Origin of the sequence: Candidatus Tisiphia endosymbiont of Ptychoptera albimana (assembly GCF_964026605.1) — a bacterium.
Taxonomy (GTDB): Bacteria; Pseudomonadota; Alphaproteobacteria; order Rickettsiales; family Rickettsiaceae; genus Tisiphia.
In genome coordinates this window covers 1,348,984-1,370,155 of sequence record NZ_OZ032164.1, presented here as the reverse complement: position 1 = coordinate 1,370,155, position 21,172 = coordinate 1,348,984, and the positions used below count along the sequence as shown (strand labels likewise).

The 21,172-nt window shown below is 33.0% G+C and carries 18 protein-coding genes and 1 pseudogene; 6 read left to right on the top strand and 13 right to left on the bottom strand.

The window, feature by feature from the left end; all coding sequences use genetic code 11:
* Positions 1-149 precede the first annotated feature (149 nt).
* From AAGD36_RS06540 to coxB, 5 genes and pseudogenes are all read right to left on the bottom strand, one after another.
* A complete protein-coding gene (locus AAGD36_RS06540) occupies positions 150-911 on the bottom strand; it encodes a gamma-glutamyl-gamma-aminobutyrate hydrolase family protein (protein WP_341756029.1) in 762 nt (253 codons plus the stop codon).
* 10 nt (positions 912-921) lie between these two features.
* On the bottom strand, positions 922-1,350 hold the full coding sequence (locus tag AAGD36_RS06535) for an RDD family protein (protein ID WP_341755374.1): 429 nt from the start codon (positions 1,348-1,350) through the stop codon (positions 922-924).
* Entirely contained in the window at positions 1,347-2,972 is a 1,626-nt protein-coding gene (gene ctaD, locus AAGD36_RS06530) for a cytochrome c oxidase subunit I (protein WP_341755373.1), read from the bottom strand. The genes AAGD36_RS06535 and ctaD overlap by 4 nt, the downstream gene beginning before the upstream one ends.
* 8 nt (positions 2,973-2,980) lie before the next feature.
* Complete coding sequence (locus tag AAGD36_RS06525; protein ID WP_341751460.1) at positions 2,981-3,598, bottom strand: CatB-related O-acetyltransferase; 618 nt, start codon at positions 3,596-3,598, stop codon at positions 2,981-2,983.
* Positions 3,599-3,617: 19 nt separating this feature from the next.
* Positions 3,618-4,376: pseudogene (gene coxB / locus AAGD36_RS06520) on the bottom strand (cytochrome c oxidase subunit II); the annotation flags it as partial.
* 179 nt (positions 4,377-4,555) lie between these two features.
* On the opposite strand from coxB, the gene AAGD36_RS06515 reads away from it, so the two are divergent.
* The 3 genes from AAGD36_RS06515 (at position 4,556) to AAGD36_RS06505 (ending at position 6,904) form a co-directional block, all read left to right on the top strand.
* On the top strand, positions 4,556-5,266 hold the full coding sequence (locus tag AAGD36_RS06515; protein WP_341755372.1) for a B3/4 domain-containing protein: 711 nt from the start codon (positions 4,556-4,558) through the stop codon (positions 5,264-5,266).
* 146 nt (positions 5,267-5,412) lie between these two features.
* Positions 5,413-6,165: a YebC/PmpR family DNA-binding transcriptional regulator gene (locus AAGD36_RS06510; RefSeq protein ID WP_341755371.1), complete on the top strand. Its 753-nt coding sequence runs from the start codon at positions 5,413-5,415 to the stop codon at positions 6,163-6,165.
* Between the two features lies 1 nt (position 6,166).
* Complete coding sequence (locus AAGD36_RS06505; protein WP_341755370.1) at positions 6,167-6,904, top strand: sugar phosphate nucleotidyltransferase; 738 nt, start codon at positions 6,167-6,169, stop codon at positions 6,902-6,904.
* Here AAGD36_RS06505 and AAGD36_RS06500 read toward each other — a convergent pair.
* From AAGD36_RS06500 to AAGD36_RS06480, 5 genes are all read right to left on the bottom strand, one after another.
* Positions 6,890-7,015, bottom strand: a complete 126-nt coding sequence (locus tag AAGD36_RS06500; RefSeq protein ID WP_341755369.1) for a hypothetical protein — start codon at positions 7,013-7,015, stop codon at positions 6,890-6,892. The two genes, AAGD36_RS06505 and AAGD36_RS06500, sit on opposite strands and share 15 nt — an antisense overlap.
* A 190-nt stretch (positions 7,016-7,205) precedes the next feature.
* Positions 7,206-8,450, bottom strand: coding sequence for a 5-aminolevulinate synthase (gene hemA / locus AAGD36_RS06495; RefSeq protein WP_341751454.1), 1,245 nt, complete (start codon positions 8,448-8,450; stop codon positions 7,206-7,208).
* Positions 8,451-8,493: 43 nt separating this feature from the next.
* Positions 8,494-10,515 carry a DNA mismatch repair endonuclease MutL gene (mutL, locus tag AAGD36_RS06490; RefSeq protein ID WP_341755368.1) on the bottom strand — a complete coding sequence of 674 codons (2,022 nt, stop codon included), beginning with the start codon at positions 10,513-10,515 and terminating at the stop codon, positions 8,494-8,496.
* Entirely contained in the window at positions 10,490-10,663 is a 174-nt protein-coding gene (locus AAGD36_RS06485; RefSeq protein WP_341748418.1) for a zinc-finger domain-containing protein, read from the bottom strand. Before AAGD36_RS06485 ends, mutL begins: the two co-directional genes overlap by 26 nt.
* A gap of 96 nt (positions 10,664-10,759) precedes the next feature.
* Positions 10,760-11,431 carry a phosphatase PAP2 family protein gene (locus AAGD36_RS06480; protein ID WP_341755367.1) on the bottom strand — a complete coding sequence of 224 codons (672 nt, stop codon included), beginning with the start codon at positions 11,429-11,431 and terminating at the stop codon, positions 10,760-10,762.
* A gap of 31 nt (positions 11,432-11,462) precedes the next feature.
* Here AAGD36_RS06480 and AAGD36_RS06475 point away from each other — a divergent pair, with 31 nt between their 5' ends.
* From AAGD36_RS06475 to AAGD36_RS06465, 3 genes are all read left to right on the top strand, one after another.
* Positions 11,463-12,209 carry an MBL fold metallo-hydrolase gene (locus AAGD36_RS06475; RefSeq protein ID WP_341755366.1) on the top strand — a complete coding sequence of 249 codons (747 nt, stop codon included), beginning with the start codon at positions 11,463-11,465 and terminating at the stop codon, positions 12,207-12,209.
* Between the two features lie 93 nt (positions 12,210-12,302).
* Positions 12,303-13,025 (top strand): amino acid ABC transporter ATP-binding protein, encoded by a 723-nt coding sequence (locus AAGD36_RS06470; protein ID WP_341751450.1) that lies wholly within the window; start codon positions 12,303-12,305, stop codon positions 13,023-13,025.
* Positions 13,026-13,051: 26 nt separating this feature from the next.
* Complete coding sequence (locus AAGD36_RS06465; RefSeq protein ID WP_341756028.1) at positions 13,052-13,726, top strand: TIGR02281 family clan AA aspartic protease; 675 nt, start codon at positions 13,052-13,054, stop codon at positions 13,724-13,726.
* A gap of 258 nt (positions 13,727-13,984) precedes the next feature.
* Here the strand turns inward: AAGD36_RS06465 and AAGD36_RS06460 are convergent, their stop codons facing one another.
* The 3 genes from AAGD36_RS06460 to AAGD36_RS06450 form a co-directional block, all read right to left on the bottom strand.
* On the bottom strand, positions 13,985-14,788 hold the full coding sequence (locus AAGD36_RS06460) for a DsbA family protein (protein ID WP_341748067.1): 804 nt from the start codon (positions 14,786-14,788) through the stop codon (positions 13,985-13,987).
* Between the two features lie 94 nt (positions 14,789-14,882).
* A complete protein-coding gene (locus AAGD36_RS06455) occupies positions 14,883-18,506 on the bottom strand; it encodes an acyl-[ACP]--phospholipid O-acyltransferase (protein ID WP_410521234.1) in 3,624 nt (1,207 codons plus the stop codon).
* 156 nt (positions 18,507-18,662) lie between these two features.
* Entirely contained in the window at positions 18,663-20,942 is a 2,280-nt protein-coding gene (locus AAGD36_RS06450) for an N-6 DNA methylase (protein WP_341755365.1), read from the bottom strand.
* Positions 20,943-21,172: the final 230 nt, after the last annotated feature.

The window sequence follows — 21,172 nt, the reverse complement described above, 5'->3', positions numbered from 1 at the left end:
GAGAAGCCGCTGCAAGAAGCGGCAACGTGGCAATCTTGTGAAGTAGTACTCAAATCACCTAGAGGTCACCTAACAAAGGCAGATATTACTTCATGAGATCGCCACGTCGGCGATTTCATCGTCTCCCTCGCTAATAGGCGGTTCTTTGGCTAAAACCTTTCCAGTTTAGCTATAGCTTCGATTAATCCTTTAAATAAATTTAAATCTAAATCATTAGGGTTTAAATATTCAGGATGCCATTCTACTCCTATAACAAATTTGTGATTTATTGACTCAATTGCTTCAATTATTCCGTCCGGTGCTGTTGCTGCAACTTGGAGCTCCTTGCCTATTTTTCCTACTGCTTGATGATGGCTCGAGTTAACCATACAAGTTTGCTTATTTCCCGATAAGTTTGCAAGAATAGTGTTTGGTTCTATCGTTATAGAATGCGATAATGTATGTTTGGGGACAGGTTGCTCGTGGTTAATAACCGTAGCTACTCCTGCTTGTGACTTTATGTAATCAGGTATATGCTGGATAAGGTTGCCACCACATACTACATTTAACATCTGCATACCACGACATATTCCAAGGAATGGCATATTCTTTTCTAGAGCTTTTTGGATAAGTAGTAACTCAAAATTATCACGTTGCTCGTTGGTAGCTGTTCTATCACAAGTGAATTCTTGACCATAAAATTTAGGGTGAATATCCTCATCGCCACCGGGAATAATTAGCCCATCGATAATTGACAGCATCACTTCAATTGTATCATATTGATAGGGTAGCATTAAGGGGATTCCCCCAACTTTTATCACGCTATCTGCATAATTTTGTCTAATTGCATACCAAGGAAAAGGAGCATAGGCATACTTTTCAGAATTATTAGCCAAATCTAGAGTAATCCCTATTACTGGTTTTTTTTGTATCATATTAACCTTATCGCTTTACCATGCGAGTACCACAAATTATGTCATGTAGAAACTTTTTCTCATTAGTACATATCATGCAGATAATACTTATAATCCCCAATATTACAGTACTACTTATTAGTGCTAATATAATAAATCTAATCAACGATTTTAAAAAGCTTATTCGAGTACCATCCTCGTTTATGATCTTCATACCTAAAATATAGCAACCAAGAGTTGCTTGCATTGAAGATGACTCAAATATTGGATCATATAATATTGTTAATGATAGTATTATTAATGTCGAAATGAAAGAATCGGATAGTGTATCGGCTAGTGGAAGGTTACTTAGTAGTATCATAATAATACAAATTAGAAGAAAAATAATTAAGAAAATTCGATCCAAAACTACAGCAATAGATCTTCGCCAAAAGCCACAATAGATATATCCATTCATAAAATTAGTTTCCTTTCATGTGATGTTTCAAAAGTATGAAATGGTGGTGGAGATGATACTGACCATTCAAGGGTATCAGCCCCATCACCCCAAGGATTATTTGGGCATTTTTTGCCATATTTCATAGTATAAATAACAATAAATACAAAATAAAGAGCTGCAATAAAGGAAATAACTGCTCCGATAGATGAAACCATATTCCAGCCGGCAAACGCATCCGGATAATCCGGTATTCTTCTTGGCATACCCGCTAATCCTAGAAAATGCTGAGGAAAGAATGTCAAATTAACGCCGATAAAGGTAATCCAAAAATGAATTTTACCCATCATTTCAGGATATTGCCGCCCTGACATTTTACCAAACCAATAATAGAACCCAGCAAATGCGGTAAATAAAGCCCCTAGCGACATGGTGTAATGGAAATGTGCTACAACATAATATGTATCATGTAAAATTCTGTCGATTGCTGAATTTGATAATATTATGCCGGTAACTCCGCCAATAGTAAATAGCAAGATAAACCCTATGGAAAACAACATAGGCGTTTCAAAAGTAATTGATCCTCCCCACATTGTGGCAATCCAGCTAAAGATTTTGATACCAGTAGGTACAGCTATAATCATAGTACCAGCAGTAAAATATATTAATGCATTGTACGAGAGACCAACAGTAAACATATGGTGAGCCCAAACTATAAAGCCAACAAATCCTATAATTACCATAGCTACCACCATACCAAAATAACCGAATATTGGCTTACGGGAGAAAGTAGAGATGACCTGACTGACTATACCAAATCCCGGTAATACTACGATATATACTTCTGGATGACCAAAAAACCAAAATAAATGCTGAAATAACACTGGATCTCCGCCACCATCAGGCTTGAAAAAAGTAGTACCAAAATTTCGATCAGTCAGTAACATGGTTATTGCACCCCCTAACACAGGAATTGCTAGTATCAGCAAGAAGGCAGTAACCAAAATTGACCAAACAAATAAGGGCATTTCAAATAACCCCATACCATCAGTTCTCATATTAAAGATAGTGACAATCATATTAATTGAACCAAGAATGGAGGAAAGCCCTGTAAGATGTAAGCTTAAAATAGCCATATCGACAGCAGCCCCAGGATGCCCTACTAGACTACTTAGAGGAGGATAAAGCGTCCAGCCAGTACCAGCTCCTCCATCAACCAAACCTGACAGCATTAATAATATAAAAGCAGGGACAAGTAGCCAAAAACTTATATTATTTAGCCTAGGAAAAGCCATATCCGGGGCACCTATTAAAATTGGTACAAAGTAATTACCAAATCCACCAAATAAAGCTGGCATAATCATGAAAAATACCATAATTATAGCATGAGCGGTAATTAATACATTGTATAGCTGATAATTACCACCTAGTAGATGCCCGCCGGGTACTGCTAGTTCTAACCTAAAAATAACAGAAAATAATCCACCAACAAGCCCAGCAAATATGGCGAATATAATATACATTACGCCAATATCTTTGTGATTAGTAGAAAAAATCCATCTTTGTAAACCCGTAGGGGTTTCGTGATGATCAGATATTACTTCTGCAAGAGGTCTAATAGAGGCTTTATCTTTAAGTGTCATAATGGTTACTATTTACATTCTTTAAGTTGATCAATATCTGCACCTACTATGACTTCGATATTTCTAGTAATTTTATCATAATCCCAGTCCCACCATTTTATTTGTGCTAATTTGTCTACTATGTCTTCTGAGAATCTTTTTCTAATAATTCTACTAGGATTACCTACAGCTATAGAATAGGGTGGTACATCCTTGGTGACCACTGCATATGCTCCGATAATTGCTCCGTCTCCTATTGTTACTCCTGGCATAATGACTGAATTCGTACCAAACCACACATCATTACCAACTATTGTACTTCTAGCTTTGTTGCAAGTTGGAGTATAATTATTCCAACCTTCAAAAATAAAAAATGGATAAGTAGAAAAACCATCCATGAGATGGTTTACATCATCCATGATGAAGGTAGTTCCTTTGGCAATAGCACAAAACTTACCGATAATTAATTTACACTGATGACAACCTATAACATTATTACGTTCAAACTGTTCTGGATAGTGGCTATCATGATAGTAACTATAATCACCTACCATTATGTTAGGATTATGAATAAAATGTTTTAAAAATATAGTTTCTTTAACCTGTTTTGCGTAAAGATGGGGATAATGCTTGTTGAAATGTACCATAGTAACTCTTTTATTTAATTTATTTGAAGGCTAATTTTTTGTTAGTCTTCATATTCATAGAGAATTTTGACTTTGCCATAATCAACCAGTTTTGAAATTCTTCCTTGCTTACCACTTCAATGGCAATCGGCATAAAAGCATGGTTAATACCACAAAGCTCTGAACACTGACCATAATACACGCCTTTTTTGCTAATTTTAGTCCAAGTTTCATTGATTCTTCCAGGAACGGCATCCATCTTTATGCCCAGTGCTGGTACTGCAAAACTATGTATGACGTCTCCTGCCGTAATTAGAAATTTTACCGTAGTATTTTCTGGTATGATAATACGGTTATCAACTTCTAATAATCTTTTTTGACCAGGTTTTAAGTTTTCATCAGTAATTAAATAACTATCAAATTCAATATTCTCATGATCAGGGTAGATATAGTGCCAATACCATTGATATCCTACAACTTTAACCGTCATGTCTATCTCAGGGATTTTTTCGGCAAACCGTAAAATACGAAATGATGGTATAGCAATAATAACTAAAATTATTATAGGGATTATCGTCCAAATAACTTCAATTAAGATATTATGAGAGAATTTTGCTGGAATAGGGTTGGCTTTTGCATTAAATCTAATACAAACATAGACTAGTAGAATGGTAATAAAGACAACTATTCCTCCTGATATTAACAGTAGGAAATTGTGAAACCCGTGAAGCTCTTCCATAAGAGGGCTTGCTGGAGTTTGTAACAACATTTGCCACGCCTGAGGTTCTGAGGCTAAGCAATCGTGAGCAAATAACAGATATAAAATTATAAATTTTTTCATAAATAATACTTAGTGGGCTTAACTCCATATGCTATAGTTAGACAATAATAAGATGATATGTAGTTTTATTAAAGTAAAAAATATGGGATGGTAAAAAAATTTGAAGAATTTATTATTAAATTATTGGAGATTCAATTATGAAAAGTGTGGTACGAGAGTTTAACAGACGAATAAGTATCAGCAAAGAATTGATAGAAGCCTCAGGAGGGGTTCTAGTATTAGGGGTTGTTACAGCAAAGGTGCAAGTAAGTTCATTAAACCAAAGCTTATGGGATTTGTTGCAAGATAGTGGCAAAAGTCAAAAAAAACATGCTCCTAAAACAATTAGTGAACTAATTCCTATTAAAGCTTTACGCGATGCTTACAAGAACTTAGGGGTAAAAGTTTCTAGTTACCCGGGCTCTAATGAAGCTTTATTAAAAAGAATTCTTTCAGATAAGGGATTATATCAAATTAATACGGTTGTAGACATAAATAATTATATTTCTATTACTTCATTACGGTCTGTAGGATCTTATGATTTATCTAAGTTATCAGGAGATATTGAATTTCGACCAGGAAAACTAGGGGAAACTTATATTGGTACTACAAAGAGGGCAATTAATCTTGAGCATTTACCCGTGTTATGTGATCAGGATGGACCATTTGGCAGCCCTACATCTGATTCAAGTAAGGTCTTAATTCAGGACTCAACAACTGATCTTATTACAATAATTTTTAGTTTTGATGGAAATCAGTTGTTACAAGAACAAATGCATGAAATGACAAGGTTATTAACACAATATGCTGGTGCTACTAATGTGCATACTTATTCGATCAAAGATGGGTTTCAAGAATTACTTCTATAATTTGAAGAATTTATTATTGACTTTAAGCAGCCTTTTGGTACGATTCGGCTACTATAGCTAACCTGATTAGCGTTGCTCCGTCATTGCGAAGAGGCGTTAGTTTAGCTATAATGAGTAGATTTTTTAAAATGATTTAAGATTACAATATGGCTGGTCATTCAAAATTTAAAAATATTCAGCATCGAAAAGGTGCACAAGATAAAAAAAGGGCAAAAATTTTTACTAAGTTAGTTAGAGAAATTATTACTGCTGCTAAATTAGGGGCTGATATAAGCAATAATCCACGGCTGCGGAGTAGTATAGCGGCAGCTCGTAGTCAAAATTTGCCAAAGGATCGAATAGATAAGGCAATAAGTGCAGCAAGTGATTCGAATAATAACGAAAATTATGCAGAGATTAGATATGAAGGCTTTGCTCCTGGTGGGATTGCGATAATAATAGAGGCTTTAACTGATAATAAAAATCGTACGGCTGCGGAAATTAGAGCAGCTTTTAGCAAATTTGGTGGTAATTTAGGTGAAACTGGAAGTAGCAGTTATATGTTTGATCATCTTGGAGTAATACAATATCCGGCAAATTTAGCAACAACAGAAGCTATGTTTGACAGTAGCCTAGAGGCTGGGGCAAAAGATGTGATTTCTGAAGAAGATACATATTTAATCTACACGGATATTGAGAACTTTATGCAAGCTGTTGATTTTCTGACCAATAAATATGGACATCCTGAAGAATCTTACGTAGGTTGGGTGCCTAAAAATACCATAATTATAGAAGATAATGATAAAGCAGAGAAGCTATTAAAATTAGTGGATATTTTAGAAGAAAGCGATGACGTACAAAAAGTTTTTGGTAATTATGAATTATCTGATGCAATTTATCAAGCTATGAAGGACATTTAATATGGATTGCCAAATTATTGTTTTAGCTGCCGGTAATGGGAGAAGAATGGAATCTTCGTTACCAAAAGTAATGCACGAAGTTGGTGGTAGACCTATGCTTGATAGGGTGATAACAAATGCTAACAAAGTGACTAACGATATCATTTTAGTTCGTTCATTGCAATTAGAAGAATATACCTCTTCTTATAAGGAGGTTTGTAAATTTGCATTACAGCTAGAACCTCTTGGTACTGCTCATGCGGTATATACTGCTTTAGACTTAGTTGATGACAATAAAATTGTAGCAGTGCTTTACGGAGATAATCCTTTAATCACCGCAAATATTATTAACGATTTATTAGACCACCTAATTTCTACAAATTCCGCCATTACAACGTTATGCTTTAGACGTGATAACCCGGGGCAATATGGACGAATAGTTACTGATGAACTAGGATATTTCTTAAAAATTGTGGAATTTAAAGAGGCAACGAGTGAAGAACAAGCTATAACAATTTGTAATTCTGGTATTATGGCTTTTGAAGCTGGTATATTAAAAAAATATCTACCTACTATTTTTTTAGGTAAGGTTGATAGATCAAAAGAGTTATATTTGACCGCCCTTGTAAAAATAGCTAAGGATAGCGGAGAAAAAGTATCATATTTGCTATCTTCAGACCACGACATAGTGCTTGGAGTAAATACTAAACAGGAGCTAGAAGAAGCTAATAAAACTATTGCTAAGTTAATGGGCAGGTAAATACACACAAAATTCTTCAACGTCATTGCGAGGAGTAGAAGGTGAAATTTGCACCATCGCAGTGGTACTATTTTTGTTATTGTTTTGTACCCTTGAAGCCTTAATACCCATAAGCTTTTCTCCTATAATTTTAATTATACATTATTTTCTTTAGAAATCGATCGAAGCAAATGTATTAGTAAGAAGAATTATTATTGCTACACCTGCTATTAAAATCATGGTTGATGACATAGTGACAAGTAGGAATGGCATCTTTGGTAGTTAATGCTACTATGTACATTAACTACTGATTGCAATTATGCTACGCTGCAGGGTGTAAAGGTAATTTTATTATAGAGTAAGAATTGATTGATGGTGATATATCGAGAGTACTAAAAATTTCAACAAGGGCTGTGGTGAGGTCATGAATCATTTGGTCGGTATGGTTAGGTGTTGGGATGATTCTTAAACGTTCTGTGCCACGTGGTACTGTTGGGAAGTTAATATGCTGAACATAAATATTATAGTTATCTAGCAACATATTAGAGGCTTGTTTGGCTTTAATTGGATCGCCAATAATTATTGGTATAATATGGCTATCATTTTTAAAATAATTCACTTTAGCTTTATCAAAAGATTCTTTTACCTTGGCTATTACCTTTTGGTAAGTTTCCCTCTCTATATTATAATTTTTTAAATGACGAACACTGGCAGTTGCTGCTGAAGCAATAACTGGGGGTAGAGAGGTGGTGAATATAAAACCTGGTGCAGTAAGCCTTATAGAATCGATAATTTGACGATTGGCTGCAACATAACCACCAATAGTGCCATAAGCCTTACCAAGCGTTCCTTGGATCATATCAATTTTATCAGCACAACCCTGAAGATCGGCAATGCCAGCACCATGCTTGCCGTATAGACCCACTGTATGTACTTCATCAATAAAGGTTAAAGCATTATATTTTTTAGCTAAGTTCACTATTTTTTCTATGGGAGAAAATAATCCATCCATAGAATAAGCTGACTCAAAAACAATAATCTTTGGTCTATTAATATCCACTCCTTTGAGTAATTCTTCAAGATGTTGAATATCAATATGTCGATAAATATGTTTTTCAGCTTTTGAGTTACAGATACCGGAAATAATAGAAGCGTGATTTAATTCATCTGAGAAAAAAACTATATTAGGCATTATTTTTGCCAGTGTTGCAAGGGTAGTATCATTGGCAACATAACCGGACGTAAATACTAAAGCTGATTCTTTATTATGTAGGGTTGCTAGTTCTTGCTCTAATTCTATTATGCAGCTATTATTGCCGCCTATATTTCTTGTGCCACCAGAACCAATTCCATATTTGGTTGTAGCCTCTAGAGCAGCTTTGGTAACATCTGGATGCTTACTCATACCAAGATAATCATTGATACACCACATAACAATTTCTTTATCACCATGCCAAGCAGACGGAAAGTTATCTGCCTGCCTTTGAACAGGAACAAATTCACGATATCTGCCTTCTTGTTTAATTCTAGTTATGTGATTATCAAATATATTATTATAGTTAGACATTATATTATTTTTTTATACAGTTTAAAACCTACCTAACCTCAGGTTACCTACGTCCAAATAATCGCTCAATATCTTTGAGTTTGAGTTCGATGTAAGTTGGTCTACCATGATTACACTGACCAGAAAATGGGGTTTTTTCCATTTGTCTTAATAATTCATTCATTTCTTCAGAAGATAATTTACGACCTGCTCTGATAGCATAATGACATGCATAGGTTTCTGTAACATGTTCAATCAATTGAATCAAGGAAATATTTTCACCAAGATCAGATAAATTATCTGCCAAGTCTTGGGTAAGTCGGTTTATATCGGTATTTCCAAGTAAGCTTGGAGTCTCTGATACAATGATAGATCGCTCGCCAAATTTTTCTAGGCTTAAACCTAATTTAGAAAGATCATCCTTTTTATTATACAATAAATCAGCTCTTTTGACATCCGGTAATTCTACTATCTCAGGCATGAGTAATCGTTGCTTAATTAAGCCATTGTTACTTATCATTTGCTTAATTTTCTCGTATCCCAAACGCTCATGTGCTGCATGTTGATCTACGATAATAATACTATCTGCTGTTTGTGATATTATATAAGTGCCGTGCAGTTGGGCTCTTGCTGCTCCTAGTGCAACATTAGGTTTTTTGCATAACTCTACTTCTGCTGGTAATTTAGGCAATGGTGCTAGACTCGAATCCATAACGGAATTTGCCATACTGCTTGAAGGATGAGGTTTCAATCCTCCTGCAGATTCCCTAGTAGAAGTGAATTTTGCAAGAGGTTTATTATTACAATCTAGGTCTAGGATATCATCCTCTAGCACTTCTACTTTAGCATGTGGGTCTGTCTTTATTAATTGTTGCTGAACATTAGAACTATCATTGTGCCTAGGGATGGTTAAATTTTGAGCCTTATAAGTACTGATATTATCAGATATACTTAAACCATTTGGATATACTTTGTCAGAAGAAGAGGCAGGGTTCTTTTGAAATGCCTTATTTGTTTTAACAAAGTTAGTAGTAGTATTTCGAAAAAGACCTAAGGCAGTTGTGGCAACATTCGTTGACACCATATGACTTCTAGTGGCAAGGGCATCTTTGATAGAGCTTATTAGTAATCCCCGTATAGTACCCGGATCATGAAACCTTACTTCTGTTTTGGCAGGATGTACATTAACGTCGACCATGTGGGGATCTATCTGTAGAAACAAAACTGAAACTGGATGTCTATCCCGAGCTAAATAATCCTGATAAGCTAGTCTTAGAGCGATTTGTAGTAATTTATCCTTAACGGGTCTATTATTAACAAATAAAAACTGATCCTCAGCAGAAGCTCTATTAAAGGTAGGAATGCTGGTAAAGCCATATACTGATATTTCCGGTCTTTGTAGATTAATATGGACAGAATTTTCAATAAAATCATAACCCAATATGTCAATTATTCTTTGCTTTAACAGATCATCAAAATTTCCATCTTGACCTTTTACTTTTATGATATTTTTTCCATCATGAGATAAATTAATGCTGATTTTAGGATGAGCTAATGCAATTTTCTTGATTACATCAACCGAAGCTGCTAATTCAGTTTTATCAGATCTTAAAAATTTTAGTCTTGCAGGGGTAGCAAAGAATAAATCACGTATTTCAATCTTAGTACCCTCGTTATAAATGGTAGGTTTAATCTCTTTATTATGCCCACCGCTAAGTTGTATATGATAAGCCCTATCAGCCCCACGTGCCTTTGAAGTAATCAACATCTTACTTACAGAACCTATTGAAGGTAATGCCTCTCCACGAAAACCAAAAGTGTGAATATTTTGTAAATCTGATTCATCAAGTTTAGAAGTAGTATGACGTTCTACAGCAATTTTTAGCTCTTCTTCAGACATGCCTATTCCGTCATCAGAAATAATAATAAGATTTTTCCCTGCTTGCTGTAAGCTTATATCTATCTTAGTGCTAGCTGCATCAATAGCATTCTCAACTAATTCTTTTACTACCGAAGCTGGTCGTTCAATTACTTCCCCAGCAGCGATGCGGTTTATAGTACTATCTGACAGGAGTTTTATCTTCATTACTTACTAACACAAATGTTTTACTACAATAAGGACACACAATAGAGCCTTTGGTTGAATCAATCTCCAAATAAATTCTTGGATGATCAAAAGGTGGTTCTTTGCCAAAACATGATACGGATGTAGAGATAGTCTCAATAATTTCCATATTTTGCATAAATTTGAAGCTATATAAGAGTTTTTTAGTATCTTACTACTATAAAACATAAGTGAAATTTATTCAAAATAAAAATCACTAATTATATTAGTGGTCTAGAAAATTATGATATAATAGAGAAAGAATCCTTTCACCAAACCATTTTATTAAATTGTTGGTAAAAATTTTAAAAATCATTTTACTAACCACTATAATCATTATGGTGATAAGGAAACTATAAATAATATCAGCTGGATAGTGCATAGCAAGAGTAATACGTGAGACTGCCACTAATAAAACAATCAAAAAGGCTATAATTTTTTGCCACATTGTTATATATGGCCAAATACAGTAAGATACCATTAATGCTAATCCGGAGTGACTGCTTGGAAAACTGGATAAACATCTTTCAACTTCAACATTAGCAATTGTTACAAAACTATTAAGAGGTAATGAGCAAAATGGTCTAGGTATATTAACCGAAAACTTAAATAGAGCATAAGTACAACCGAATATAGCATAAATTATACCAATCATTACCATTTTATTATATATAGACCAAAATTTGATCTGACGCTGATTAAAATCTTGAATCTTTTTTAACTGGATATAGAAATATCCACAATATATAAAATAAACGATAGCAAAGTTGGTAATATTAAAACAATAAGAGATAATTTGTAGAATATAAGCTATTATGCTAAAATGGTTAGTAATTCTATTGATCCACAAGAATATCTCTTGATTAAGACCATGGAAATTATATAAAAGTTCAAACATTTTCAATTTCAATTTTGTTTGGTTTAAGTATATGCTACAAATAACAGTGCTAGGATGTGGCTCATCACTTGGTATGCCGATAATTAATTGTGATTGCAATATATGCACTTCTACTTCAAGTTACAATAAAAGAACTAGATCATCAATATACATCGATGATGGTAATAGTCAAATTCTTGTTGATTTTGGTTTTGATATCAAGAATCAATTAATGCGAGAAAAGATTAAAAAATTGGATGGTGCTATATTAACCCATTATCATGCAGATCATGTTAACGGTATTGATGAGTTACGTGTATTTCCATTTTTCCAAAAAATACCACTAGAAATTTTTTCTGACAGTAGCACAGCATTGAAAATTGAGAATCGTCACCAACATTTATTTGCTCCAGATAAACTGATTGCAAGACCGGTAGATTTTTTTGCAAAATTTAAAATTAATACCATAGATGTACAATTCTTCAGACAACATCATGGTCCTATAGATAGTTTAGGTATTAGAATGGATGATTTTGTATATTCTAGTGATGTGCTAGCTTTTCCGGCAGAATCTAAACCATTCTTGAAAAATATCAATGTTTGGATATTAGACTGTATGGCGTATGAATCTAATGATTGCCATGCAGGATTAGATAAAATTTTACAGTGGAACGATGAATATAAACCTCAACAAATATTATTAACGAATATGAATCATTTTATTGATTACCATGAGATATCAAAAATATTGCCAAGTAATATAAAACCTCTATATGATGGTTACAAATTTATAGTTTAACAAACCTGAGTTACCCCAATTCGGGATAAAAATTAGTTAATTCTCATCCCGAATTCACGTAGGTCTATCAACTTTTCAAATTATTAGGAGTATATGATAATACTCGATAAGGTTTCAAGAAATTATGGCAAAACCTATGCTGTTAAAGATATTAGTCTTGAGTTCAAGAAAAAAGAAACTATAGCGATTATAGGATCTTCTGGTAGTGGTAAATCTACTTTATTGCGAATTATCAATGCTTTAGAAGTTCCCACCAGTGGGCATGTGTTAATCGATGACAAAAAATTGACGCAAAAAAATAAAAGGAAACTTTGTCTTAAAATTGGCATGGTTTTTCAAGCGTTTAATCTTTTTCCGCACTTAAATGTCCAAGATAATTTAATATATGCTCCTGTTAATATTTTAGGAATGAAGCAAATGGCTGCCATTGCTAAGGCAGAGAAATTATTAGAACAATTTGGTTTAAGACAAAGAATTACCGCCTTTCCTGTCAATTTATCTGGGGGACAGAAACAAAGAGTGGCGATTTGCCGAGCCTTGATGATGAATCCAGAAATAATGTTATTTGACGAGCCTACTTCAGCTTTAGATCCTGAAAATATTAAAGATATTATTGAAATTATCTCTTTATTAAAAAGTCAAATGACGATGATTGTTGTTACTCACCATATTAAATTTGCCAAAGCGATAGCGGATAGGATCATTTTTATGAATCACGGACAAGTTTTAGCTGATCAGCCGGCAGTAGAGTTTTTTGAAAAACCCAAATCTCATAGAGCAAGATTATTTTTAGAGAATATAGGTGATTTAATGTGAGTAATAAAAGTCTTGTAAAATTAGCAATGCTTCTATGTATTAGTACTGTTATTACCTTCTTGATACGTAAATTGGTAGATGCCCAATTTCCTGAATTCTCTTGGAGTAATCAGAATAGTATATCTTGCTTCATAACGATTTTGATTATTATCAGTATCGTTTATAATTCCCTTAGTCAGAAGGGGATAAAAATAGTCTCTATTCAATTATTAACTTGGGGCGGAATTTTCTTAATTATAATTACTAGTTATGCTTTCAAGTTTGAGTTAAATTACGCCGCTCAAAGAGTCATATCCGTACTAATACCATCATATAATTGGGTCAATAAACAAGGGGAATTAGTGATTAGTCGTAGTAGCGATGGGCATTTTTATATTAATGCACTAGTAAATGGGGTAAAGATTAAGTTTATGATTGATACCGGAGCAAGTGATGTTGCCCTTACTACTAACGATGCTAAAATGCTGGGATTTGACTTATCAAAACTAAATTACACCAGAACTTACTCTACAGCTAATGGTACGAGTAGGGCTGCTTCCGTGAGATTAAATAGTGTTGAGATTGGTAGAGGAGCTTTTTTTAGAAATGTTGAAGCTCACATAGGTACTGGCGGTCTTGACGTATCGTTACTAGGCATGTCGTTATTAGAGCGTTTTAAAGGTTTCAGAATAGATCGAGATATGTTGATTTTGAGTTATTAGGTGTATACTCTTCTAGGAAACAACTATCTAACATATTGATTTTTGAGCATTTTTGCTTCTTCCATTATGAACTTGATAGCACTTATCAAGTGTTAGCTCCTAACAAACTGCTTATAATAGTTTGTTTTTACATAATGCGTAGTGGTGCTACTTTGAAGAATTGCGTTGTCGATATCGTTTTTGGTCTTGTAGTACCATTACTTACATTGGTATTTTTAGGCAAAGTCTCCATGCACCGTAGCTCGGATAACAGCAAAACTACTTATTTTGACTTCGTATATCAGCAACTATCGTCTGCAATTGGTCTAGATCTACCATTCCTGCTATTAATTTACCATTAATAATATAAGCAGGTACTCCCTGTATTTTTAAACCCTTTGCTAACTTAACATTTTTGTCGATGAGATTTTTTATTTCATCTTTATTGATTTCTTCCGCAATTACTTCAGGATTTAGATCATTTACTAGTAACAATTTTTCTACAGATTCTTTGGTAATAGATTTTAAGTCCATTAAACCATTATGAATATCTTGAAACTTACTCGGAGTGGTTTTATAAACAGCTAAAGCAATAGTTGCAGCATAATTAGATGCATCACCAAGAATCGGGAACGGTTTTAAAACGACTTTAACCCCCGTATCTAATTTGATTAACTGGTTAATAAAGTTATGACCTTTTCTACAATAACTACAATTATAATCATAAAAAGTAGCGATGACTACATCTCCATTCGGGTTACCAAGTACAGGAGATGTAAGAGAATCTTCTATTTCAGATTTATTATCTTTTATATATTCGCCAGTTTTTATTTCCATTTCTTGCATTTTACGCTGCTGAAGACCTTCTATTGCCTGAATGATTATTTCGGGATTATTTAATAAATATTCTTTTATAATTTGTTCAGTTTTTTCCACTTCTTCTTTTCTGTCTAACACTTGCTGATCGAGAGTGTTAATCGAAACCGTAGTAGAAGCACTAGGAGTCTTCATAGTTTTATAAGCAAATAATGCTAGAAGAACAACAACAATAATTAATAATACTTTACCAACAACATTATGCATAATATTTTTCTATTAAATAGATTAGTTTGTTATAAATGGTTTATTAGTCCAAGTTATATAGTATATTGGCGTCCATATATGACACTCATGTACCTTATTTCAGCATTTTAGTTACTTTTCTATAATTTTCAAGCATTTTAGTTATTTGCCGATAATTTACTTTACCTATTGGTAGAATTGGTATTTCTTTAACAGGGATAATAACTGGTATATTCTTTTGGTTTGAGTCTATTGAATTTTTATGCATTATTTCTATGAATTTTTCACTATTTATGGTCTGACTTGTGGTCAATAGAAAAATCTGTTTGTCTTTATTATCATCATCAGGGCAAATAGCAACATGCTTACTATCGACATCAATCATATTAGCTAAATCCTCTATTAATATCAGAGAAATTGCTTCTTGTATTGTACTAAACTGCTGAATACGGCTTAATACGGTAAGATATCCATCCTCATCAATTTTTACTATATCCCCAGTATCATACCATCCCAAACCCAATTCTTCTGATGATGTAGGATGGATAATTCCAGGATTATTAGAATGCATGTAGCCAAGCATAATATTTGGTCCTTTGATGAATAGTTGTCCTATCCCCTCTATTCCACTAGACCTCCCGCATAATTCTATTTCTGCTGGTAATTTATTCGTACTACCGGTACTCTGCTCTTCACCTACATTTGAGTACGCTACGGTTCGAAGCTCCGTGGTTTCTTTAAATTCCTCAGCAGAAACAAATTCTGCAAGAGGTCTATTGTGAATTGGTCTAATATAATATTCTATTTTAGGCATCAAACGCCCTACACTTCCAGCACGATAATGCATTGGGGTATTACAAGATATTATTGGAGATGTTTCTGACGTACCATATCCTTCAAAAATTCTTATACCAAACTTATCAAGCCATAATTCCCTTGTGTCTTTTCTCAGTTTCTCACTACTGGCAAATACGTATCTTATAGAATAAAAATCGTAAGGATGAGCATAGACAGCATAACCATGCAAAAATATATCCGTACCAAACATAATTGTCGCTCCGATATCGTATATTACCTCAGGAATACTCCTATAATGCAGAGAAGACGGGTAAAGAAACACTGGTATAGCATTGAGTGTCATCATTATTGTTCCAGATAAACCAAAACAGTGAAAAAGCGGTAAAGCCATAAAGGCAGAATCATCAGGACTAAAATGTACCTTAGCTAGAAGTTGGCATCTATTAGCCTGCAAGTTCCTATGTGATAATACTACAGCTTTAGCTGTTGCTGAAATACCAGAAGTAAATACTACAACTGATGGATCATTATCATCATAACTGCTACATATATTGTTGTAATAACTTTGTGGGAAGAAGCTGGCAATAATAGCCTTAATTTTTAAATATAAATCAATTCTTTGTGTTAAATCTTCAAGGTAAATAATTTTTATATTGGCTGCTAAGATTTTTGCTACCACTTCCTGTAATCCAGCTTTTTCAACAAACTGTTTTGAAGTATATACCATTTTAACGGACGTTGTTTTACATGAAGCCACTATATTGCTCACCTCACTCATATAGTCAATCATAACTGGTCGACGGCAGCAGGCTTGCATAGCATAAAAAGTAACCATAGTTTCAACCATATTAGGTAGCATAAGACCTACATAGTCAGCTACTTCTGTATCCTGTTTTATTAAATTTGCTAAAGTAAAAGATCCCAATATTAATTGGCGATAGGTAACAGATTTATCATCAATATCTTGTATTATTTTTTTGTTAAAACCGTAAGCTTTTGCTGTCTCAATTAGAGACTGAAATATAGTATTCTGATAATCAGAGCTTTCAAACATCATATCAGCCATGATATCATAAAGAGCCTGACCTATATATTTACGCTTTTCCCTATTATCTATATTCGGCTTAGAAGGAAATTTTACTGGTGGCAAAATAGTAATAGTAACCTTAGGAAATATCCGTGTTTTTAATATATTCTTAAGTTTAGAAAAATGAGTAAATTGTGTACCATCTATTCTTACAGGTAGAATTGTCGCATCAGATTTCTCAGCAATCATGCCAGGTCCTTCATATATCTTCATTAAGGAACCAGTAATACTTATTCTTCCTTCAGGGAATATAGCAACTTTTTTATCTTTTTGTACTTCCCTAATCAAGCTCTTTATAGCCATTGAATTAGAAGGATCAATTGGTAAAGTTTTTGCCATCGTTAAGAATGGTTTTACCCACCACACTTTAGCCATAGTTGTATTAATGGCAAAAGTCATTTCTTCAGGTAGATAAGTTGCAAGTAAGGCAGGATCAAGATATGAAATATGATTGGCGATAACTACTGATCTTTTACCAGCTTTATAAAAATTTTCAATGCCTTTTACTTCCACTCTGTACATGCAATCAAAAAGAAATTTTAAAATAGCTCGGTTAACAGCAAAAGGTACTATTTTTACTTCAGGAATTAATTGATAAATATAATAAGCTACCACTATGTTGAGCAGACTAATAAATAATATAACGGATGGTATCGAATATTCCCAATAGAACAACAACGACAATATTGCAGTGGAGCCAGCCATAAATATAGCATTAACAAAATTATTTATAGCAATTATTCTACTACGATGAGCTGAAGAACTCAAATATTGTAATACTGCAAAAAGTGGAACAATATATAGCCCTGCAATAGCAGCTATAAAAAATAAATCGATAATGATCCGCCAATTATGCTTTTTAGATAAAAAGACAAATATACTCTTTAACTGTTCCGGTTCATAATGAACTGCACTAATGCGACTGGCAAAAAATAAATCAATACCAAATATACTGATACCAAGTGCCGAGACAAAAACATATTTCGTGGTAATTTCATTTCCAAAAATCTTACTACACCAAAAAGAACCAACCCCTACTCCAATTGAAAATGTTGCAAGGAACAAATTAGCAACATTTTCATCCGCTCCAAAAGTATCTTTAGCAAGAGATGGAATTTGGGCAAGTATTGCTGCACTGATAAACCAAAACCAAGATATACCAAGAATTGCTAGATATACTTGCTTTTTAGCTTTAGCATATTTAATCATTTCTATACTTTCACGAAATAAATTTAAATTTATTTTAATTTCACAGTTAGAATTATTCGATCTTGGCATAAAATAACTAGCAACAACACCAACCATAGCAATTATTATCAGAATAGTGATGATTAAATTGCCACTTATAGTGTAGTATCCTCCAATAATAGTACCAACTAAAATAGAGATAAATGTTCCTGCCTCAACAAATCCATTAGCTCCCAATAGTTCATTTTTGTATAAATGATCTGGCAGAACACTGTATTTGATTGGTCCAAAAAATGTTGAATGTATACCCATAAAAAATATAGACAAAAAAAGTATTACTAAATTATTATTGAAAAACCCATAAGTAGCGAAAAGCACTATGGATAGTTCAAATAATTTAATGATTTTAACTAAAGTTGATCGCTCATATCTATCAGCCACTTGCCCTGCAATACTTGCAAATATAACAAAAGGCAATACAAAAATAGTATTAGCAGCAAGTACAAGCAATTGGGTTGATTCTACCAATTGACTAGATAGTTTATAAGTAATTAATATAATTAGAGCATTTTTTAGTATACTATCATTCATACAACCACAAAATTGTACTATGAAGATAGGCAAAAAACGCATATCTCGAAATAAATATAATTGATTTGATGGCATGCTTTCTCCAGAGACATATTTAGTTGTAGTATAGTATGTAATTTGTTACTCGATAATCAACTTTTTTCTAAGTCATAACAATTGGCTTATTGCAGGACAAATTTTTGTGTTAGTTTTTATAATGCTGAAACTTTTAGGTTAATAAGGTTGTAAAAATTAAGGTAAAATTTTATGTATAGATTCTTTAAGATTATTTTTAATTTTCTGAAATTCTTCCGTGATATTATTTAGTTTACTTATCTTTTCTAAAAATTCTTTCATTTCATTTTTTTTAAGTAATGGTATCTGTATATTACAAAGCTGTTCATAAGTTAAATTCGCTCTAACAGCTCCATATTTTGTATCGTATTTGCCAATAATGGCTAAATAATATTTTGACTTTAAAATATGTAATAAATATTCGGATGGTAGAATATCTTGGAATTTTTTTAAAACTCTAAAGACGGTATAAATACCACTTACATAACCACCGCTTAAATCCTCAAAGACTAAACCTAAAGAACCCACATTAATCCTATGCGGATTATATACCAAATCTCCAGCTTGAACCTGCTTGTATTTTTGGTTTATGTCCTCACCTTTTAAAATTTCATTGTCAAAAACACCAATACTATTACTTACACCTAAAATTCTAAAATCTGTAATTGGCTGTAAAGAGGGCTCTGTTTTTTCTGTTATCTCCTCAATATAATTACCAAGTTTTATAATATCACCTTTTAAATTAGCAAAAATATCAAAATAATCATAAATCCACAAACTATAACCATTCTTGGCGATTTCAGTTGATGCTATTATAGCAGATTCAATTTCTAAAACAGTCTTTTTATTGTTGAAAGCATCAAGTGCAGCTGGCAAATCATTGTCCTTAATTGGCTTCTTTCTTGAACCAAGTTCATGACCAACCGCATTAACTGCAAAAAAGAATGTGTTTGATATCTTTCTGTTTTTCTCGAAATACACAATACTTGTTTTTGTTGGTGTGTAAGGTTCAAAAAGCTTTCTTGGCAATGAAACAATAGAAACATTTGATGAATTATTAAAAATATACTCTCTTACCTTTCCAACATCGCCCCCATCTGAAAGAAAGTTTTCTTTTACAAGTAAACAACCTCTACCACCTAGTTTTAAAGCTTCAAAGCAATGTAAAGCACAAATAGCGTCACCATTATTTGATTGAATTGGATACAAATACCCAAACCTTGTTTGTTGCGAATATGGTGGATTTGTAATTACAATATCATATTTTTGATTTACATAATCAGACAGGGTATCTTGTTTTTTGATATTACTATGTCCGTCTCCGAACAAAATCATATTCATTTTTGCAATTCTTGCATTTACAGTAATCTCAGAACCGTAAATTGTTTTTTTTCTTAGAATATTTTGCATCTCATCGTTAAATGAAGTTCTGATTTTTAAATATCTAAACGCTTCAATTAAAAACCCTCCTGTACCACAAAAAGGGTCATAAATGGTTTCGCCAATTTTAGGATTAACCATACTTATCATTGTTCTTACAATATTTCTAGGTGTAAAATATTCGCCTAAATCTTTAATTTTGATGCCTTGGTAAGCATTTTTTAAAAAATACTCAAAAGCATCACCATTCACATCACTATCTGAAGCTGTAAGGTTAAGTTTTGAAAGTTCGCAAATAATTTCTTCAAAAATATCAGGTGAATTAATAGGGAATGCTTCGCTAAAAATATCACCATATTTCTTGTTAATCTTAATCCAAACAACATCTTTCACATATTGATACAATTCGTTTCCTTTTCTCTGAGAAAATGAACTCCATCTAAGGTACTCATCTAATGTATTCTCCTCACCCCCCAACATCTTTAGAACAGAAATCTCATCAAGAATTTTTAAAAACAAAATATCAGAAAATGCTCCAAATCTATCAAGACCTGCTTGTAGACCATCCTCTCTTAGTAAATTAGCTGCTCTTTTAAATATCTTAATAAGCTCGTCTCTTGAATGCTGAATAAAATTTACTGCAGATAGTATTTCAGATCCTTCGTTAACAAATCTGAGTGCCGTATGATGATTTACAAATTGCCTTACATCTTCTCCATCAATTTTAAGATTACGCCCATTATACAAATATTGGGTTTCAATATAACTTCCATTATAAGCAAATATAAGTGGCGTATTTAGTGGTTTAGCATACAAATTCAATGCTTGGTTTATTGCTAATTGTATACTTTCATTCGGTTTTTTTGCCTCAATTATTATTATTGGTTCATTACTTCCTTCCTTGTATAGCACAAAGTCAGGCATTTTACCGTTAAGTAATTCTTTTTGCTTTGTAAGTTTCACTCTTTGTTGAAATACGTTACATTTTGGGTCTTTTTCATCGACAATCCAACCAAGATTATCAAGTTGGACTAAAATATCATGCGTTACAGACGCTTCTAATCTTTTAGTATACATATAGAATATTCCAATTTCACAAAACAGCTTGTTTTATCAACAAATTAAACATATCGTAATTATCTCTGTTATTATATCTACAGAACTCATCAACTTATTTTTGCGAGTGTTGTGATGATACACGGTAATAAATAACCTGAATTTAATATAACAAGTTATTCCAAATTCGGTTATATCTATAAATATAACAGATTTTTATGATCCACTAATAGCTGTTTTCATTATTTTTG